This is a genomic window from Stenotrophomonas sp. YJH_SMC_80 (assembly GCF_059372495.1).
The window spans coordinates 71,007-87,953 of sequence record NZ_JCAFVP010000008.1 but is presented as its reverse complement, the minus strand read 5'-3'; the positions used below and the strand labels follow the sequence as shown (position 1 = coordinate 87,953).

Genomic DNA, 16,947 nt, shown 5'->3' with positions numbered 1-16,947 from the left:
TGGCCCGGCACGCTTGCTAGACTGCTGGCATGTTCGCCAATGCCTCGCTCACCGGCAGCAAGCCGGAACAATACGCCCAGCTGCTGGAACAGGCCCGTGGCCTGGTCTACGCCGAGTCCGACCGCATCGCCAACGCGGCCAACCTCTCGGCCCTGGTCTACCACGCCCTGCCCGACCTGAACTGGGTGGGCTTCTACCTGTACGACGGCAAGGAACTGGTGGTCGGCCCGTTCCAGGGCCTGCCGGCCTGCGTGCGCATCCCGTTGGACAAGGGCGTGTGCGGTGCTGCCGCCAGCCAGCGCGTGACCCAGCGCGTAGAGGACGTCGACGCCTTCCCCGGCCACATCGCCTGCGATTCGGCCTCGCGCTCGGAACTGGTGGTGCCGCTGCTGCGCGGCGATGAACTGATCGGCGTGTTCGACTTCGACAGCCCGAAGGTGGGCCGCTTCGATGCCGACGATCAGGCTGGCCTGGAAGCCATCGCCCGCGTGTTCGTCGAGGCGCTGGGATGAGCGCACCGAAGCTGCGCAACATCGGCCCGAAAAGTGCGGCGTGGCTGCGCCAGGTCGGCCTGCGCAGCCGCGACGACCTGGTCGCGATCGGAGCCGTCGGCGCCTTCGTCAAGGTCAAGCGCGCCGGCTTCAAGCCCAGCCTGAACCTGCTGTACTCGCTGGAAGGCGCGTTGCTGGACTGCCATTGGCAGGAGCTGAGCGAGCCACAGCGTGAAGCACTGGTGCAGGATTACGAAGCACGCATCGCTGCGCATCCGCTGAAGGCAGCCGGCCCGGCGTCGGGCCCGGTGCATGAGCAGCGCTTCGATGCCGACGATGACGCTGAGGACAGCGTGCCCGAGGGCGCGGACGAGGATTGAGGCCTCCGCGTTCCTGGGGATGCCGGCCAGCGGCCGGCACTACCAGTGTGATGCGGGATCGGTAGCGCCGGGCCATGCCCGGCGAGTGCGCTCAGGGCTGCTGCAGCTCCAGCAGCTCACCCACCAGCCCGATCTCGCCGCGCTCCAGCCACACCCGCAGGCGCGTGCCGTGGTCGATACGCAGCGCCCAGCACAGCGACATGGGCAGGCCGCAGACCTGCGACAGCACCATGCGCAACGGGCCGCCATGGCTGACCACCAGCGTCGGCACCGGATCGTCATCATCGAGCAGGCGATCCAGCGCGCGCGCGATGCGCCGCTCGAAGTGGCCCCAGCTCTCGCCATTGGGCGGCGGGAACGCGTGCGGGTCGGCATGGAAGGCCGCCAGTGCATCCTCCGGCAGGTCGAACAGCGACCGCCCGTCCCAATCGCCGAAGTCCAGTTCTTCCCATTCCTCGTCCGCTTCCACGTCCAGTCCGCGCGGGGTGGCCAGGGCCATTGCCGTGTGCAGCGAACGCAGCCGCGGCGAACTGATCACCCGCTCCCAGCGTTGCCCGGCATAGGCCTCGACCAGTTCCTGCGGCAGGCGGGCCAGCTGCGGTGGATCGCTGCGGCCATCGAGGAACTCATCGCGACCGTTGCCGGCATGGCGGACCAGGTCGAGGATCATGCGCGCGTCCCGGACGGGCGACGCAGGTACAGCGGAAAACGGGCGGACATCGGCAACGGCACCACGGGATCGAGCAACCATTCTAAAGGCACAGCAAAGGCAGTCGCGCAGGCGCGACGCAACGGGACGGCCTGCGATGCCGTAGACTGCGCCCACTTCCAGGTGACCTGCGGCCATGGCCGGCAGGTTGAAACGGGAAGCCGGTGACGCGTGATTCCACGCCAGGCCGGCGCTGCCCCCGCAACGGTAAGCACGTCAGTTCCAGGCAACACCGCCACTGTGCCGCAGGCATGGGAAGGCGCCTGGACGGTGGCCTCGCGCCACCCGGCGGCAAGCCCGGAGACCGGCCCGGAAGCCTCAGGTCGCGATGCGGTGGGCATGGCGCTGGATGACCGTGGCGTGCGCTGCGGCATCGGCGCACGCCTGCCTTCGCGGCTCCTCCCCTTCGCCACGCGGGCGTGCGTGGCACCCGGAGTCCCCCATGAAGCTGCAGTCCCGAATGCTGTCCCTGGCCGTGCTGGCCGCCCTGCCCGCGCTGGCCCAGGCCGCCAATGACACCACCGCGCTCGACCAGATCCTGGTCACTGCCACCCGCACCCCGATCGCCCTGCAGGACAGCATCGCGCCGGCGCAGGTGATCGACCGCGCGCAGATCGAATCCAGCCAGGCCACGTCGCTGCAGGAGCTGCTGCGCGGCCGCGCCGGCATCAACCTGACCAATGCCGGCGGGCTCGGCAAGCAGAGCTCGCTGTTCCTGCGCGGCACCAATTCCGGCCACACCGTGGTGCTGGTCGATGGTGTGCGCATCAACAGCGCCGACCTCGGCCTGGCCATGTACCAGGACCTGCCGCTGGCGCAGATCGAGCGCGTCGAAATCGTGCGCGGCCCGCAGTCGAGCCTGTACGGCGCCGACGCCATCGGTGGCGTGATCCAGATCTTCACCCGCCGCAACCAGGGCGATTTCGCCCCGCACTTCCAGCTTGGCGGTGGCAGCAACGGCCTGCGTGAAGCCAGCGGTGGCATTGGCGGCGGTACCGAACGCGGCTGGTTCGGTGCGGATATCGCCTACCAGCATTCCGATGGCATCGATGCCTGCCGCGGCTCGGCCACGCTGTTCACCGGCTGCTTCGCCGACGAGCCCGACCGCGACGGCTACCGCAACCTGTCCAAGAGCCTGCGCGGTGGCTACACCTTCAACGACCAGTGGAACGTGGAAGGCAGCGCCCTGCGCGCCGACGGCAAGAACCATTACGACGGTTACTACAACTATTCGGAAACCCGCCAGCAGGTGCTGGCCGGCAAGGTGCGCTACACCCCCTCCGAGCGCCTGGCATTCACCGCCAACGTCGGCCGCAGTGACAACGAGTCGGACAACTTCGGCGACTTCGGTGCACGTGGCAGCGCACAGACCCACCGCGACAGCGCCTCCCTGCAGGGCGATTTCGGCGTGGCCGAGGGCCAGCTGCTGAGCGCAGGCGTGGACTGGAGCGAAGACAACCTGGATGGCAGCAGCGCGGGTTACCTGGTCGACAGCCGCCGCAACACCGGCGTGTTCGTGCAGTACCAGGGCCGCTTCGGCCGCCACCAGTTGCAGGCCAGCGCACGCAACGACGACAACCAGCAGTTCGGCAACCACGCCACCGGCAGCGTTGGCTGGGCGATGGAGCTGGGCCACGGCCTGCGCCTCAACGCCAGCTATGGCACGGCGTTCAAGGCACCGACCTTCAGCGATCTGTACGACCCGTGGAGCGGCGTGCCGACGTTGAAGCCGGAGAAGTCCAAGAGCGCCAACCTCGGCGTTTCGCAGCAGGGCCAGGGCTGGCACTGGGGCCTGGACGTGTATGAAACCCGCATCGATGACCTGATCACCTACGATGCGGCAACCTTCAAGATGCAGCAGGTGGAGAAGGCCCGCATCCGCGGTGCCGAGCTGACCGGTGGCGTGCTGCTGGCCGGCTTCGACATCAACGCGCAGCTGAGCTACACCGACCCGCGCAACCGCACCGGCGGCAGCACCCAGTTCGACAACTGGCTGCCACGCCGCGCGCAGCAGACCGCGCGCCTGGACATCGACCGTCGCTTCGGCGATTTCCGCGCAGGCCTGACTGTGCAGGGTGCCGGCAAGCGCTACGACGATGCCGTCAACGCGGTGAAGGTGGGAGGTTACGGCACGCTGGACCTGCGCGCTGAGTACGCACTGACGCCATCGTGGTCGCTGCTGGCACGTGCCGCCAACGTCTTCGACCGTCGCTACGAAACGGTGGCATGGTTCAACCAGCCCGGCCGCGAGTACCAGTTGAGCGTGCGTTACCAGCCGAAGTGAGCGCAACGTTCATGGTAGTGCCGGCCACTGGCCGGCAACATCATGACCTTCGGCAACGCATTCCGGGTTGCCGGCCAGCGGCCGGCACTACCCCTCTGCTTCAGCCCCGCAACCCCGGCAGTTCACGCAGGTCGTCGATCACCGCCACCGCATGCGCGGTGGCCAGGTCCAGGCCGCGCGGATAGCCGTAGCGCACCAGCGCGATCGGCATGCCGGCCTCTTCGGCGGCGCGGTAGTCGGTCAACGAATCACCCACCATCAGGCAGGACTCCACCGGCAGGCCGAAGTGCGCGGCGATGTGCCGCAGTGGCTCGCCACTGGGCTTGCGCTGCGGCAGCGAATCCCCCCCCAGTACCAGCGCGAATGCATCACCGATACCCAGGTGCTGCAGCAGCGGCGGCACCAGTGCTTCGGGCTTGTTGGTGCAGATCGCCAGCGGCACGTTGCGCGCACGCAGTTGCGCCAGCGCTTCGCCCACGCCGTCGAACAGGCGCGGGCTACGCAGCAGGCACTCACGGTAGTGCACCATGAACACCGGCATCACCTCGGCCAGGTCCACCTCGCTGCCGGCGGCCTGCACCGCCTGTTCGACCAGACGACGCACGCCGTCGCCGATCCAGCCCAGAACCGTGGCTTCCGGCACGCGCGCCAGGCCGATGTCTTCCAGCGTGCGGTTCAGTGCTTCGGCAATATCGGCAGCGCTGTCGACCAGCGTGCCATCGAGGTCGAACACGACCAGCGGATAGGGATACGACAAGGGAACGGCACCTGTGCGACGTGGGACCGTCCATTGTACGCCGCTGGTTTTTGCACCGATCCGCCTCAGCCGATCCGGCGCGCGCGGGTAGCCAGGAACGTGGGCAGGTAACGGTCGATCAGGAAGCGCGGCTGCGGCTGCCAGTCTTCCATGAAGCGATCGATCACGAAGCCGGCATCCAGCTGTCCACCGATCAGTTCTGTCAGGCTGTGGCCGAAGGTCAGCGCATCGCCCCGCGCCAGCTTCGCCTCGCGCTCGGCCGGTGGCAGGTCTTCCAGGTCCGAATAGGGAATGGCGTACTGCGGCCGGATCAGGCCCTGTGCATCAAGCTGCGGATCGCGCGCGCCGACGAACAGCACCGGGTTGTAGAAGCTGGCCATCAGCATGCCATCGCGCGCCAGCACGCGGCGGCATTCGGTCCACACCGGGCGCACGTCGGGCACATACAGGTTGGAGATCGGGTGGAACACCACATCGAAGCTGTCGTTGGCGAAGGCGTGCAGGTCGCGCATGTCGCCCTGCACCGTGCGCAGCCGCAGGCCGTCGCGCGCCGCCACGCTGCGGTCCTGTTCCAGCTGCCCATCGGACAGATCGAACACAGTGACGTCGGCCCCGGCCGCCGCCAGCACCGGTGCCTGCTGGCCACCGCCCGAGGCCAGGCACAGGACCCGGCGGCCGCGCACATCACCCAGCCAGTCCAGCGGCAGGGCGCGGGGCGTCAGGTGCACCTGCCAACGTCCTTCGCGCGCGGCGGCAACGGTTGAACTTTCCACCGGGCGCGACCATTCGCGCACTTCGCTGGCCTGGCGGTCCCAGGCAGCACGGTTGTGGTCGATCAAGGCCTGTCCGTGGTTCATGTGTTCTCCTTGCCCGGTGGGCGCCAATCCAGATCCTGGAAGGCCGGGCTGGCGAAACACTCGGCCAGGAAGTCCAGGAATCGCCGCATGATAGCGGGCTGCTGGCGCCGTGATGCGTACACGGCATGAATGCCGAGTTCGTCCAGACTGAACTCGGGCAACAACTCGATCAGCTCGCCACTGCGCAGCAGTGGCGCCACCTGGTAGGTCGGCAGCATCGCGATGCCGGCGCCCGCACGCACCGCTTCCAGCAACAGCGACGCTTCGTTGGCGCTGATGTTGCCGCCCACCGCCACCGACAGCGAACGGCCATCGCGGTGCAGCTGCCACAGGCTCTTGCCCACGTAGTGATGGGTCAGGCAGTTGTGCCCGGCCAGGTGTTCCGGGGCGGTAGGCGTACCGCGCGCCTGCAGGTACGACGGCGTCGCGCACAGCACCGAGCGGCAGGTGGCCAGCCGTCGTGCGATCAGGCTGGGATCGATCTGGCGGGCGATGCGCACGGCAAGGTCCACCCGCTCTTCCACCAGGTTCACCATGCGGTCGACCAGCAGCAGCTCGATGCGTGCCGCCGGATGGCGCGCAACAAAGCCGGCCACCGCCCGCGCCAGGTGGCTCTGCCCGAACGACACGCTGGCAGTCACCCGCAGCGTGCCATGCGGCTCCGGATCATCGCTGGCCAGCTCACCCTGCAGTTCCTCGCCGATGGCCAGCATCTGCCGGAAGCGCGCCAGCGCCGCCTCGCCGGGGCCGGTCAGGCTGACCCGGCGCGTGGTCCGGTGCAGCAGGCGCGCGCCCAGCCAAGCCTCGACCTCGGCCAGGTAGCGGCTGACCATCGCCCGCGACATGTCCAGCACCTCGGCGGCGGCGGTGAGGCTGCCGCGCTCGGCCACCTCGACGAATACGGTCATGGCGGTCAGTCGGTCCATATGCTCGATCCATGCAACAAACAAGCGCGTTATACGCTGTTTTTCGAGCGACTGCAGCGGCCTAGAGTGGCCCCATTCCCACCCCACGCCGCCCCACGGAGTCCTGCCATGAAGATCGCCCTCGTTGGTTCCACCGGCAACATCGGCCGCCAGATCGCCCGCCACGCGCTGGCCCACGGCCACGAACTCACTGTCATCGTGCGCAACGCGCAGGATCTTCCGGCCGAACTGGACGGCGCCCATCCGGTAGTCGCCCCGCTGGATGACCAGGACGCGCTGGTCGCCGCCATCGCCGGCCACGACGTGCTGGCCAGCGCCTACGGCCCGCGCCCGGGCGATGACATCGGCCGCGTCGGCGACGTGGCTGCACAGCTGGCCGCCGCCGTGCGCAAGGCCGGTGTACCGCGCCTGGTGGTGGTCGGTGGCGCCGGCAGCCTGGAAGTCGCGCCCGGCGTGCAGCTGGTCGATACCCCCACCTTCCCGGAGGCCTACAAGCCGTACGCGCTGGCCCATCGTGAAGCCTTCAATCGACTGCAGGCGGCGGACGATCTGGACTGGACCTTCTTCTCGCCGGCGGCCGAAATCGGCCCGGGTGAAGAGCGCGGCCAGTACCGCGTGCAGCCCAAGGCCTTCCTGGCCGACGCCAGCGGCCACAGCCGCATCAGCTATGCCGACTACGGCGCCGCGTTCGTCGCCGAGCTGGAAGCGCACCAGTACCCGAAGCAGATCATCACCGCGGCGTACTGATCGACGCGCGTGCCCTGTAGAGCCGAAGGCAACGGCAGGAGCCGTTGCCAACGTCGCTTGCGACGGCCCGCAGGGGCCCGGGCAAGGACGCCCGGCATAGCCCACGTTCGGCTCCCCATTCGACACAAGGAATTTCCCATGCGCACCGCTGCCCTGCTGCTTCCCCTCGCCCTGGCCGCCAGCTTCACCAGTGCGCCGCTGCTGGCCGCACCGGCCACCGCGGCGCCCGCGGCAGCGACAAAATCCCAGCTGCACCTGCAGACCTTCCATCCCGGTCCGCAGGCGATGTTCTCGGTGTCCTCGGTGCTGATCGAAGGCCGCCGCGATGCGATCCTGGTCAACGCGCAGTTCGGCGCCAGCGATGCGCGCAAGCTGGTCGAGCTGATCCGCGCCAGCGGCAAGCAGCTGACAACGATCTACATCAGCCACGGTGATCCGGACTACTACTTCGGCCTGGCAACCCTGCAGGACGCGTTCCCGCAGGCACGCATCGTTGCCACTGCGCAGACCGTTGCCCACATCCAGCAGACCCAGGCCGGCAAGCTGGCCTACTGGGGGCCGAAGATGGGTGCCGACGTGCCGTCGCGCATCGTGGTGCCGCAGGTGCTGGATGGCGATGCCCTGCAGCTGGAAGGCCAGCGCCTGCCGCTGATCGGCCTGGATGGCCCGACCCCGGACCGCACGGTGCTGTGGGTGCCGTCGCTGCGCGCGATCGTCGGCGGCATTCCGGTGGTGGCCGGTGAACACGTGTGGATGGCCGACACGCAGACGCCGAAGTCGCATGCCGACTGGCTGCAGACCCTGCAGCGGTTGCAGGCGCTGAAGCCGAAGGTGGTGGTGCCGGGGCATTACGCGCCGGGTGCCGCACTGGATGCCAGTGCGCTGGTGTTCACGGCGGACTACATCCGCGCGTTCGATGCCGAGACAGCCAAGGCCAAGGACAGTGCGGCGCTGGTGAAGGCGATGCAGGCGCGCTATCCGAAGCTGGCGGGCGTGGCGTCGCTGGAGCTGAGTGCGAAGGTGGCCAAGGGCGAGATGCACTGGCCGTGAGGTAGGGAGTTTTCTTTTTGCAGGGCTGCGCCCTGCACCCGCAGAGGCAACAGCAACAGCTGGCTATCCGTGGGATGGCGGGGTGGGTCCGGTTGCGGGGGACGCTGCAAGTACGTCCATGTAAGCTCGATCGCGGCTTGCTCGTGTGCGCTGTCCTGCGCACACGGCAAGACCGGGGTTGGGCGTCCTGCCCAACCCGCCCGAGGCATGCCTCGGGCCCATGCGGCTCACGCCCCCGCAACCGGACCCACCCCGCCTTCGACAGTTTCCTGCTGCTGATGGAACCTGCTGCTGTTGGTGGGTGCCGACCGTTGGTCGGCACGGCAATGATCAGTGCTCGAACAGTTCCCCCTGCACCACCGGCTCCTTTTCGCGGAAGCCACCCAGCCCGACGCCGACCAGGCGGTAACGCGTCTCGGCCGGCAGATCGACCCTCGCGCGCAGCGACAGGGCGATGTCACGCAGTTCTTCCATCGATTCCGGCGGGCGCTCTGGCGTGAAGCTGCGGGTGAGGATGCGGAACTGCGCGGTCTTCAGTTTCAGCACCACGGTGTGGCCGATGCGCTCGGTCTTGCGCGTGGCGTTCCAGGTCTTCCCGGCCAGCTGCACGATCGCCTCGGTCAGGTCTTCCAGCAGCAGGTCTTCGGCGAAGGTGTCCTCCGAGGAGATCGACTGCACCTGCTGGTCCGGTTCCACCGGCCGCTCGTCGATGCCACGTGCGCGGTTGTACAGGCTGCGGCCGAAGCTGCCGAATGCCTCTTCCAGATCGATCAAGGCCCACTGCCGCAGGTCGCCGCAGGTGGCGATGCCGCGCGCGGCCAGCTTGCCTTCCATGACCTTGCCGACGCCGGGCACGCGGTTCACCGGCAGCGGCGCCAGGAACGCATCCACGCGCTGCGGCGGAATCACGAACTGGCCGTCGGGCTTGCGCCAGTCCGAGGCGATCTTGGCCAGGAACTTGTTCGGCGCGATCCCGGCTGAAGCAGTCAGGTTCGTTTCCTCGCGGATCTGCGCGCGGATGGTGCGGGCGATGTCGGTGGCCAGTTCGATGCCACTCTTCGGCTCGGTCACGTCCAGGTAGGCCTCGTCCAGCGACAGCGGCTCGACCAGGTCGGTATGGCGCAGGAAGATCGCGCGTACCTGCTGTGACACCGCCTTGTAACGCGCGAAGTCCGGCGGCACGAAGATCGCGTCCGGGCACAGGCGCTCGGCACGCACGGCGGGCATCGCCGAACGCACGCCGAACACGCGCGCCTCGTAGGACGCCGCACACACCACCGAGCGGGCGCCACGCCATGCCACGACGACCGGCTTGCCGCGCAGTGACGGATCGTCGCGCTGCTCCACCGACGCGTAGAACGCGTCCATGTCAACGTGGATGATCTTGCGCAGTCGGGTCATGTCAGGTGGGAAAGGCGGGGCCGGGCCGGGTGGGCCACACGCCGAAGTATGGTCGTTGCACATCAACAGGATGCGCGTATTCCCTTGAAAACACTACGGTTGCGTACGGTTGAAATGTTTGATCGGCGCAGTTTCCACGGGCATTCTCGGGCGCTTGTTTCCCTGTTCTTCGCTTCCAGGATTGTGCTTCATGACCCGTCTCCACGCGTTCAACCGCGAACAGCTGCTGGCCAGCGCACGCGGTGAACTGTTCGGCACCGCTGCCGGCCGTCTGCCCAACGACCCGATGCTGATGTTCGACCGCATCACCGACATCCGCGAGGACGGCGGACCGCATGGCAAAGGCATGGTACGCGCCGAACTGGATATCCGCCCGGACCTGTGGTTCTTCGGCTGCCATTTCATCGGCGACCCGGTGATGCCCGGCTGCCTGGGCCTGGACGCCATGTGGCAGCTGACCGGCTTCTTCCTGACCTGGCTGGGCGCCCCCGGCAAGGGCCGCGCGCTGGGCTGTGGCGAAGTGAAGTTCACCGGCCAGGTGCTGCCGGAAGCCAGGCTCGTGCGTTACGAGATCGACATCAGCCGCGTCATCAACCGCAAGCTGGTGATGGCCCAGTCGGACGCCCGCATGTATGTGGATGACCGCGAAATCTACAGCGCGCGCGACCTGCGCGTCGGCCTGTTCACCGAAACCGGGAGCTTCTGATGCGTCGCGTCGTCATCACCGGCATGGGCATCACGTCCTGCCTCGGCAATGATCTGGATACCGTTTCGGCCGCGCTGCGCGAAGGGCGCTCGGGCATCACCGCCCTGGCCGACCACGCCGAAGCGGGCCTGCGCAGCCAGGTCGGCGGTCGTGTCGACCTCGATCTGGAGGCGCTGATCGACCGCAAGCAGAAGCGCTTCATGAGCGATGCAGCGGCCTTCGCCTATCTGGCCATGCGCGATGCCATCGCCGATGCCGGGCTCAGCGCCGAGCAGGTCAGCAGCCTGCGCACCGGCCTGATCGCCGGTTCCGGTGGCGGCTCCAGCGAATGGCAGATCGGCGCGGTCGACCTGCTGCGCGAACGTGGTGTGCGCAAGGTCGGCCCGTACATGGTGCCGCGCACGATGTGCTCGACGGTCTCGGCCTGCCTGGCCACGGCCTACCAGATCAAGGGCGTCAGCTATTCGCTGTCGGCCGCCTGCGCGACCTCGGCGCACTGCATCGGCGCGGCCGCGGACATGATCCGCCATGGCGCGCAGGACATCATGTTCGCCGGTGGCGGTGAAGACCTGCACTGGTCGATGAGCGTGATGTTCGATGCGATGGGCGCGCTGTCGACCAGCTTCAACGAAACCCCGGCCAGCGCCTCGCGTCCGTACGACAAGGACCGCGACGGCTTCGTCATCGCCGGTGGTGGCGGCATGCTGGTGCTGGAGGACTACGACCACGCCGTTGCGCGCGGCGCGCACATCCACGCCGAACTGATCGGCTATGGCGTGACCTCCGACGGCGCCGACATGGTCGCTCCGTCCGGCGAAGGCGCGGTGCGCTGCATGAAGATGGCGCTGCAGGGCGTCGACCGCCCGCTGGACTACCTCAATACCCACGGCACCTCCACGCCGCTGGGCGACGTCACCGAGCTCAACGCGATCCGCGAAGTGTTCGGCGATGCGGTGCCGCCGCTGTCCTCGACCAAGGCGCTGTCCGGCCATTCGCTCGGTGCGGCGAGCGTGCACGAGGCGATCTACTGCCTGCTGATGATGCGCGATGGCTTCGTTGCCGGTTCGGCCAACATCGGCGAGCTGGACCCGAAGGTGAAGAGCTTCCCGATCCTGCGCGAAAGCCGCGAGCAGAAGCTGGATACGGTGATGTCCAACAGCTTCGGCTTCGGTGGCACCAACGCCGCGCTGGTGTTCGGGCGGGTGTGAGGGGGACAGGTGTGCCGACCAACGGTCGGCACCCACCAGGGCAGTAAAGAGTGCCAACCAAGGTTGGCACCCACCGGGGCGTTGGGGTCTGCCGACCAACGGTCGGCACCTACCGGTTACCTCGGCAACAACGGCAGCAGGAGCGCGTGCGCGTCCACCAGCGAGCCGACGATGCGGTGGCCCAGTGCGCGCAGTTCTTCGTCAGGATGCACCAGGTCAGGCACCTGGATCACGGTCATGCCGGCCGCCAGCGCCGCACGCGTACCGGCCGGTGAGTCTTCCAGCGCCAGGCAGCGTTCCGGCGCCTGGCCCAGCCGCTGCGCGGCCAGCAGGTAGATATCCGGCGCCGGCTTCGGTCGCGCGACGTCGCCACTGGTGATCACCGCATCGAAGTACGGCAGCAGGCCGGCAGCGGCCAGCTTGCGGTTGGCGCGCGGCTGCCGCGTGGTGGTTGCCACCGCACGCGGTACCGCGTGCGCCTTCAACAGCTCCAGCAGCTCCAGGATGCCCGGACGCAGCGGCAGGCCGGTCTGTGTGCGTGCCTCGTACAGCTCATGGCAGCGTGCAGCCACCGCCTCGATCACGCTGTCCTCGATCCCCTGCGCACGCAGCAGCGCGTGCGTGTCGCGGTCACCGAGGCCGACCATGCGCAGGAACACCGCCTCGTCCAGGCCCAGCCCGAACGCGTCGGCCGCCTCGCTCCAGCAGGCCAGCGAGACCCGCTCGCTGTCGATCATCAGGCCGTCCATGTCGAAGATGACGGCGTCGGGGAGGAACGGCAGCGCAGCGATGGTGGTCATGGAGCGAACAGCGTATCCAGGTCGGTGGAGGTGAGCTGCCGCCATTGCCCTTCGTCCAGCCCCTGCAGATCCAGCCCGCCGACGCGGCTGCGGTGCAGGGCCTGCACGTGGTTGCCGGTGGCGGCGAACATGCGGCGTACCTGATGGTAGCGGCCTTCGTGCAGCACCAGGCGCGCGCGGCGCGCATCCAGCACTTCCAGTTCAGCCGGCAGCAGGGGCGTCTTCTCGGACTCCAGCATCAGCGTACCGCTGGCGAACAACGCTACCTCGTCGCCGCGCAGGTCGTCGCTCAACTCGACCTCATAGACTTTCGGCAGCTTCGACTTCGGCGAGATGATCCGGTGCAGCAGGCCGCCATCGTCGGTCAGCAGCAGCAGGCCACTGGTCTCGCGGTCGAGGCGGCCCACCGTGGACAGCACCGGATCGCGATCGCGGAAGCGCGGCGGCAGCAGATCGTAGATCAGGCGGCCGGTGTCCTTGGTCGAGCAGGTGTAGCCGGCCGGCTTGTGCAGCGCGATTGACAGGCCCACCGGCGGGTCCAGCGGCTCGCCGTCGACACGGATCGCCTCGTGCGGCACCTGGTCGTCGGCATACAGCACCTCGCCGTCGGCGTCGGTGACGCGGCCTTCGCGGAACATCCACTGCACCTGCTTGCGGCTGCCATAGCCCAGGTTGGCGATGAGCTTGACCAGCTTCACTTGCCCTTCCCCTTCACCGCTTCCACCAGCTTGAAGCCATCACGCTCGGCGATCACGCGCACCGCGCCAAAGCTCTCGTTGAGCGTGTACTCGTACGGCAGGTGGCGGTTGGCCACCACGTACAGGCGCCCGCCCGGGCGCAGCGCCTGCGCGGCCACGGCGATGAAGCGCTGGCCGATGTCCGGGCGATCGGCGCGCGACGGCGTGTGGAACGGCGGGTTGCTGATGATGACGTCGTAGCCCGGTTCGATACCCGCGGTGACGTCCTGCCACAGGAAGCGCAGCGGCAGCGGGCGCGGCGGCGGCGCCAGATTGAGTTCGGCCAGTGCCAGCGCGCGCTGCTCGGCTTCGTACAGGTCCAGCGCGGTGATCTTCGGGCAGCGTTCCAGCAGCTCGCGCGACAGGTAGCCGTAACCCGCGCCGAGGTCGGCGGCACGCCCGGCCAGGTCGGCCGGCAGGTGTTCGGCCAACAGCGCCGACGCCGGGTCGATGCGATCCCAGGCGAACACGCCCGGGCGGCTGAGGAAACGGCCGCCGACGATTGGCCGCACCGCATCCAGTGCCGACCAGCGCTTGGCCAGGTCGGCGTCGTGCTGGCCCTGCATCGGCGCGGTCCAGTACACGCGGCAGTGATTCTTGGTCAGGCTGCCGCCGAGGCCGGTCAGCTGCTTGAGGTCACCCTCGCCCGAGCGTGCGCCTTCGTTGTTGGACTGGCAGGCAACGATGCGGCCGCCGTCGGCGACCAGCGCCAGCGCGCGGGCGAACAGCGCGCGGGCTTCTTCACGCTGGCGCGGCGGCAGCACCAGCACCAGCGGGTAGCGGCCCTTGCCGGCCACATCATCCAGCTGGCCGCTGACGGTCCAGCCGGTGGCCTGCTGCAGCGGCTGCGCGAACGGGGCGAAGCTCTGCTCGCAATGCACCTCGCGGTTGCCGGCCACTTCGCGCAGCGGCCAGCCGTCGCGGGCCCGCAGGAAAGCCACGGGGCCTTCCGGCCAGCGCAGGGCGCCTTGGGAGAACGGCAGGAACAGGGTCTGCAGGGGGGCGTCGTCGCTGGAGGCCATCGGCGCGGGTACTTCAAGCGTGAGGGCCGTCCATTGTACCGGCTTGACCGGGCCGGCCCCGGCAGCCGCTTTGCGAAACCCGAACGGGGCCTTGATCTGCCAGCAACATTGGAACGTTCAGGGTAGAGGCTCCCCCGGAAACCCAGGAGAACCTGCATGCGAGCCTTGTTCGTCGGTGGCGTGGTCGACAACAGTGAAATGGACCTGGAAGGCAGCCATCCGCCCGTGCATTACCCCGAGGACACCGGCGGCGGCCACTCGCGCTACCGGCTGCACCAGGTCGGTCATGGTGCCGACGGCAGCGTGGCCTATGCGGTGTATGGCGCGCCGGACCTGGCCGATGACGAGGTGGCGAGGGTTGCGGAGGAGCGGGCGTATGCACGCCGGTTCGAGGCGACGCCGACTCTGTTCGAGCACTGAGCGCAGCAGCCACGCATGGCGTGGCTCTACTGCAACCTCTGGTAGATCCACGCCAAGCGGGGATGGGCCCGGCAGGTTGCCGTCAAACCCTCGGCGGCAACCTGCGGATGCTGGCGATTTCATCCAGCCACACATGGTGCTGCTGCACCGGCGTGTCGTAGTCATCCAGGCGCAGCTGGCCGTTGCTGCCTTCATCGCCAGCGACGTTGCGGTATTGCTGCACGGTTGGCCTCACGGCCACCGTGCCGAGCAGGCGGCGGCCATCGCGCAGATTCAGTTCCACCTGCGTTTCGCCATCCAGCTGCGGCAGCAGGGCTTCCAGGCGCGCGATCTGCGCCGGATCGGTGTGGATACGTGGAGCTATACGGGACATCGGCGACCTCCTGATTGCAGGGTCGCCGATCGGCCGTGAATGTTCAGTGCAGCGCGCTGTCCGCGCGCGGCACCTGCACCTTGCGTACGGCAGCCACCAGCTGCGCCACCGAGTATGGCTTGGCCACATGCTCCTGGAAGCCCGACGCCAGCGCGCGGCGGCGGTCATCGGCACGCGCCAGTGCAGTCACCGCCACCGCAGGCAAGGTTGCCGCGTCCACGCCCATGTCCTCGCGCAGCGTGCGCACCAGCCCATAGCCATCCATGCCCGGCATGCCGATGTCGGTCAGCATCACGTGGTACTGCAGATGGCCGGTGTCGGCCAGCAGTGCCAGTGCCTCGCCGGCCGAGCTGGCCGCCGACACGCTGGCGCCCTGCTCTTCCAGCATGCGCCGCAGGTACTCCAGCACCTCCGGCTGGTCTTCCACCGCCAGCACATGCATGCCCCGCAGCGGATACGGTTCGACGATCACCGGCTCCAGGATCGGCCCGCTGATGACTTCGCGCAGCGGCCGGCGCTCGGCATCCGGCAGGTGCTGGGGCAGGCGCACGGTGAACGTGGCGCCGTGGCCATGGCCTTCGCTGGCGGCGGCGACGGTGCCGCCGTGCAGTTCGACCAGCTGCTGCACGATCGCCAGGCCCAGGCCGAGGCCGCCATGGCGGCGCGTGGTGGTGCCATCGGCCTGGCGGAAGCGGCTGAACAGGTGGTTGAGGAACTCCGGTGCGATGCCATCGCCGGTATCGCGCACCGTAATCACCCAGTGGGTGCCGTCGGCCTGCAGCTGAACGTCGATGCGGCCCTCGGCCGGGGTGAACTTGATCGCATTCGAGAGCAGGTTCCAGAACACCTGCTGGAGGCGCGTGGCATCGCCCAATACCAGGCTGGGCTGCTCGGGCAGCTGCAGGTTCACGTCCAGCGCCTTGCCTTCGGCCACCAGTTCCTGCGCGCCGATGGCTTCGCCAAGCAGCGTGCGCAGGTCCAGCACTTCCACCTCCAGCTGTACCTTGCCCAGCAGCATGCTGCTGAGGTCGAGCATGTCCGAGATCAGCCGCTTCTGCGCACCGGCGCTGTTGGCGATCACGTTCAGGCCCTTGTACAGCGGGCTGGTGTTGTCCACGCGCTGCAGCAGCAGCTCGCTCCAACCGAGGATGGTGGTCAGCGGCGTGCGCAGCTCGTGCGACAGCGTGGCCAGGAACTCGTCCTTCAGCCGCGCCATGTTCTCGGCGGCGCTGCGCGCGGCGCGCTCGGACTGCAGCAGTTCCTCGCGTGCCAGTTCGATCTCGCGGCGCTCGGTCACGTCCGGACTGCTGCCAGCCAGGCCGATGAAGCGGCCCATGCGCGAGAAGCGCGGCCGCGCGTTCATCTCCAGCCAGCGCCACTGGCCGTCGGCGCGCCGCGCACGTACCAGCGCATGCATCGAACGCTGCGCCTTCAGTGCTTCCTGCAGCTCGTACTCGAATACGGACGCATCGTCTGGATGTACCAGGCCGCGCCAGACATCTTCCGGAACGCGCGTTTCGTCGCCACCGAAAAACTCGCTGAAGGCGCTGTTGACGAAGCGGGCGTGGCCGCGCTCGTCGAGCACCCATACCGGCATCGGCAGGCCATCGGCCAGTGCGCTGAAGCGGGCTTCGCTTTCGCCCAGCTCCACTTCCATCTGCTTGCGCGCGGTGATGTCGAAGAACAGGATGCCGACCTTGTCTTCGCCCGGACGACCAACGCGCACCGCATCAACCGCGAACGAGCGGCCCAGGGCGCGCGCTTCCATCTCGAACTGGGCGGGGCGACCACTGCGGGCCACTTCACCGTAGATGCGGAACCAGTCTTCCTCGTGGTTCGGTTCCAGCGCACTCATGCGCTGACCGCGTGCGTCCTTCAGGCCGGTATGGCGCTCGAAGGCGTCGTTGACCTCGATGAAACGATAGTCCACCGCGCGGTCGCCTTCGAACAGCACCTGGATCACGCAGAAACCGGCGTTGATGCGCTCAAGCACGCCATGATGCAGGTCGGGTTCGGGCGCCGGCACCATCATCGGTGGGCGCTCCACTAGGGGCGGCAGTGTGGACAAGGGCGTCTGGA

The 16,947-nt window shown here is 68.3% G+C and carries 18 protein-coding genes and 1 riboswitch; of the genes, 8 read left to right on the top strand and 10 right to left on the bottom strand.

Going from position 1 to position 16,947, the window contains the following annotated elements:
• The first annotated feature begins 29 nt into the window (after nt 1-29).
• Together AC5P99_RS14205 and AC5P99_RS14200 are read left to right on the top strand one after the other, a co-directional pair.
• Complete coding sequence (locus AC5P99_RS14205; protein WP_049448892.1) at nt 30-512, top strand: GAF domain-containing protein; 483 nt, start codon at nt 30-32, stop codon at nt 510-512.
• Complete coding sequence (locus tag AC5P99_RS14200) at nt 509-871, top strand: TfoX/Sxy family protein (protein ID WP_049418785.1); 363 nt, start codon at nt 509-511, stop codon at nt 869-871. The genes AC5P99_RS14205 and AC5P99_RS14200 overlap by 4 nt, the downstream gene beginning before the upstream one ends.
• A gap of 91 nt (nt 872-962) precedes the next feature.
• Here the strand turns inward: AC5P99_RS14200 and AC5P99_RS14195 are convergent, their stop codons facing one another.
• Nucleotides 963-1,541 (bottom strand): histidine phosphatase family protein, encoded by a 579-nt coding sequence (locus AC5P99_RS14195; protein WP_049448888.1) that lies wholly within the window; start codon nt 1,539-1,541, stop codon nt 963-965.
• Between the two features lie 143 nt (nt 1,542-1,684).
• Nucleotides 1,685-1,907: riboswitch (cobalamin riboswitch) on the top strand.
• Nucleotides 1,908-2,022: 115 nt separating this feature from the next.
• Here AC5P99_RS14195 and btuB point away from each other — a divergent pair.
• Entirely contained in the window at nt 2,023-3,864 is a 1,842-nt protein-coding gene (gene btuB, locus AC5P99_RS14190) for a TonB-dependent vitamin B12 receptor (RefSeq protein WP_088436419.1), read from the top strand.
• Nucleotides 3,865-3,964: 100 nt separating this feature from the next.
• Here btuB and gph read toward each other — a convergent pair whose 3' ends face one another.
• From gph to AC5P99_RS14175, 3 genes are all read right to left on the bottom strand, one after another.
• The gene (gph, locus tag AC5P99_RS14185; RefSeq protein ID WP_049448884.1) at nt 3,965-4,621 is read right to left on the bottom strand and encodes a phosphoglycolate phosphatase; all 657 of its coding nucleotides are present in this window, start codon (nt 4,619-4,621) and stop codon (nt 3,965-3,967) included.
• A 65-nt stretch (nt 4,622-4,686) separates the two neighbouring features.
• Nucleotides 4,687-5,478, bottom strand: coding sequence for a class I SAM-dependent methyltransferase (locus tag AC5P99_RS14180; RefSeq protein ID WP_024957093.1), 792 nt, complete (start codon nt 5,476-5,478; stop codon nt 4,687-4,689).
• The gene (locus tag AC5P99_RS14175; RefSeq protein WP_005407934.1) at nt 5,475-6,404 is read right to left on the bottom strand and encodes a LysR family transcriptional regulator; all 930 of its coding nucleotides are present in this window, start codon (nt 6,402-6,404) and stop codon (nt 5,475-5,477) included. Before AC5P99_RS14175 ends, AC5P99_RS14180 begins: the two co-directional genes overlap by 4 nt.
• Before the next feature lie 108 nt (nt 6,405-6,512).
• Here AC5P99_RS14175 and AC5P99_RS14170 point away from each other — a divergent pair, with 108 nt between their 5' ends.
• The gene (locus AC5P99_RS14170; RefSeq protein WP_049448882.1) at nt 6,513-7,151 is read left to right on the top strand and encodes an NAD(P)-dependent oxidoreductase; all 639 of its coding nucleotides are present in this window, start codon (nt 6,513-6,515) and stop codon (nt 7,149-7,151) included.
• A 138-nt stretch (nt 7,152-7,289) separates the two neighbouring features.
• Nucleotides 7,290-8,201 (top strand): MBL fold metallo-hydrolase, encoded by a 912-nt coding sequence (locus AC5P99_RS14165; protein ID WP_049448880.1) that lies wholly within the window; start codon nt 7,290-7,292, stop codon nt 8,199-8,201.
• 330 nt (nt 8,202-8,531) lie between these two features.
• Here the strand turns inward: AC5P99_RS14165 and dinB are convergent, their stop codons facing one another.
• Nucleotides 8,532-9,602: a DNA polymerase IV gene (gene dinB, locus AC5P99_RS14160; protein ID WP_049449763.1), complete on the bottom strand. Its 1,071-nt coding sequence runs from the start codon at nt 9,600-9,602 to the stop codon at nt 8,532-8,534.
• Between the two features lie 190 nt (nt 9,603-9,792).
• Between dinB and fabA the strand changes: the two genes are divergently transcribed.
• Together fabA and fabB are read left to right on the top strand one after the other, a co-directional pair.
• The gene (gene fabA, locus AC5P99_RS14155; RefSeq protein WP_005412134.1) at nt 9,793-10,308 is read left to right on the top strand and encodes a 3-hydroxyacyl-[acyl-carrier-protein] dehydratase FabA; all 516 of its coding nucleotides are present in this window, start codon (nt 9,793-9,795) and stop codon (nt 10,306-10,308) included.
• Nucleotides 10,308-11,516, top strand: coding sequence for a beta-ketoacyl-ACP synthase I (gene fabB / locus AC5P99_RS14150; protein WP_049402681.1), 1,209 nt, complete (start codon nt 10,308-10,310; stop codon nt 11,514-11,516). Before fabA ends, fabB begins: the two co-directional genes overlap by 1 nt.
• 116 nt (nt 11,517-11,632) lie before the next feature.
• Here the strand turns inward: fabB and AC5P99_RS14145 are convergent, their stop codons facing one another.
• Genes AC5P99_RS14145 through AC5P99_RS14135 form a run of 3 tightly spaced genes read right to left on the bottom strand, consistent with a single transcriptional unit; the run spans nt 11,633 to nt 14,075 of the window.
• Nucleotides 11,633-12,316 carry an HAD family hydrolase gene (locus tag AC5P99_RS14145; protein WP_049449764.1) on the bottom strand — a complete coding sequence of 228 codons (684 nt, stop codon included), beginning with the start codon at nt 12,314-12,316 and terminating at the stop codon, nt 11,633-11,635.
• Nucleotides 12,313-13,014, bottom strand: a complete 702-nt coding sequence (locus AC5P99_RS14140; protein ID WP_005407927.1) for a pseudouridine synthase — start codon at nt 13,012-13,014, stop codon at nt 12,313-12,315. Before AC5P99_RS14140 ends, AC5P99_RS14145 begins: the two co-directional genes overlap by 4 nt.
• Nucleotides 13,011-14,075 carry a class I SAM-dependent methyltransferase gene (locus tag AC5P99_RS14135; protein ID WP_033833714.1) on the bottom strand — a complete coding sequence of 355 codons (1,065 nt, stop codon included), beginning with the start codon at nt 14,073-14,075 and terminating at the stop codon, nt 13,011-13,013. Before AC5P99_RS14135 ends, AC5P99_RS14140 begins: the two co-directional genes overlap by 4 nt.
• Before the next feature lie 156 nt (nt 14,076-14,231).
• Between AC5P99_RS14135 and AC5P99_RS14130 the strand changes: the two genes are divergently transcribed.
• A complete protein-coding gene (locus tag AC5P99_RS14130) occupies nt 14,232-14,495 on the top strand; it encodes a hypothetical protein (protein WP_005407925.1) in 264 nt (87 codons plus the stop codon).
• Nucleotides 14,496-14,577: 82 nt separating this feature from the next.
• Here AC5P99_RS14130 and AC5P99_RS14125 read toward each other — a convergent pair whose 3' ends face one another.
• Together AC5P99_RS14125 and AC5P99_RS14120 are read right to left on the bottom strand one after the other, a co-directional pair.
• Nucleotides 14,578-14,868 carry a DUF3247 family protein gene (locus tag AC5P99_RS14125; protein ID WP_049449766.1) on the bottom strand — a complete coding sequence of 97 codons (291 nt, stop codon included), beginning with the start codon at nt 14,866-14,868 and terminating at the stop codon, nt 14,578-14,580.
• 43 nt (nt 14,869-14,911) lie between these two features.
• Nucleotides 14,912-16,900, bottom strand: a complete 1,989-nt coding sequence (locus tag AC5P99_RS14120) for a hybrid sensor histidine kinase/response regulator (RefSeq protein ID WP_049442177.1) — start codon at nt 16,898-16,900, stop codon at nt 14,912-14,914.
• Nucleotides 16,901-16,947 lie beyond the last annotated feature (47 nt).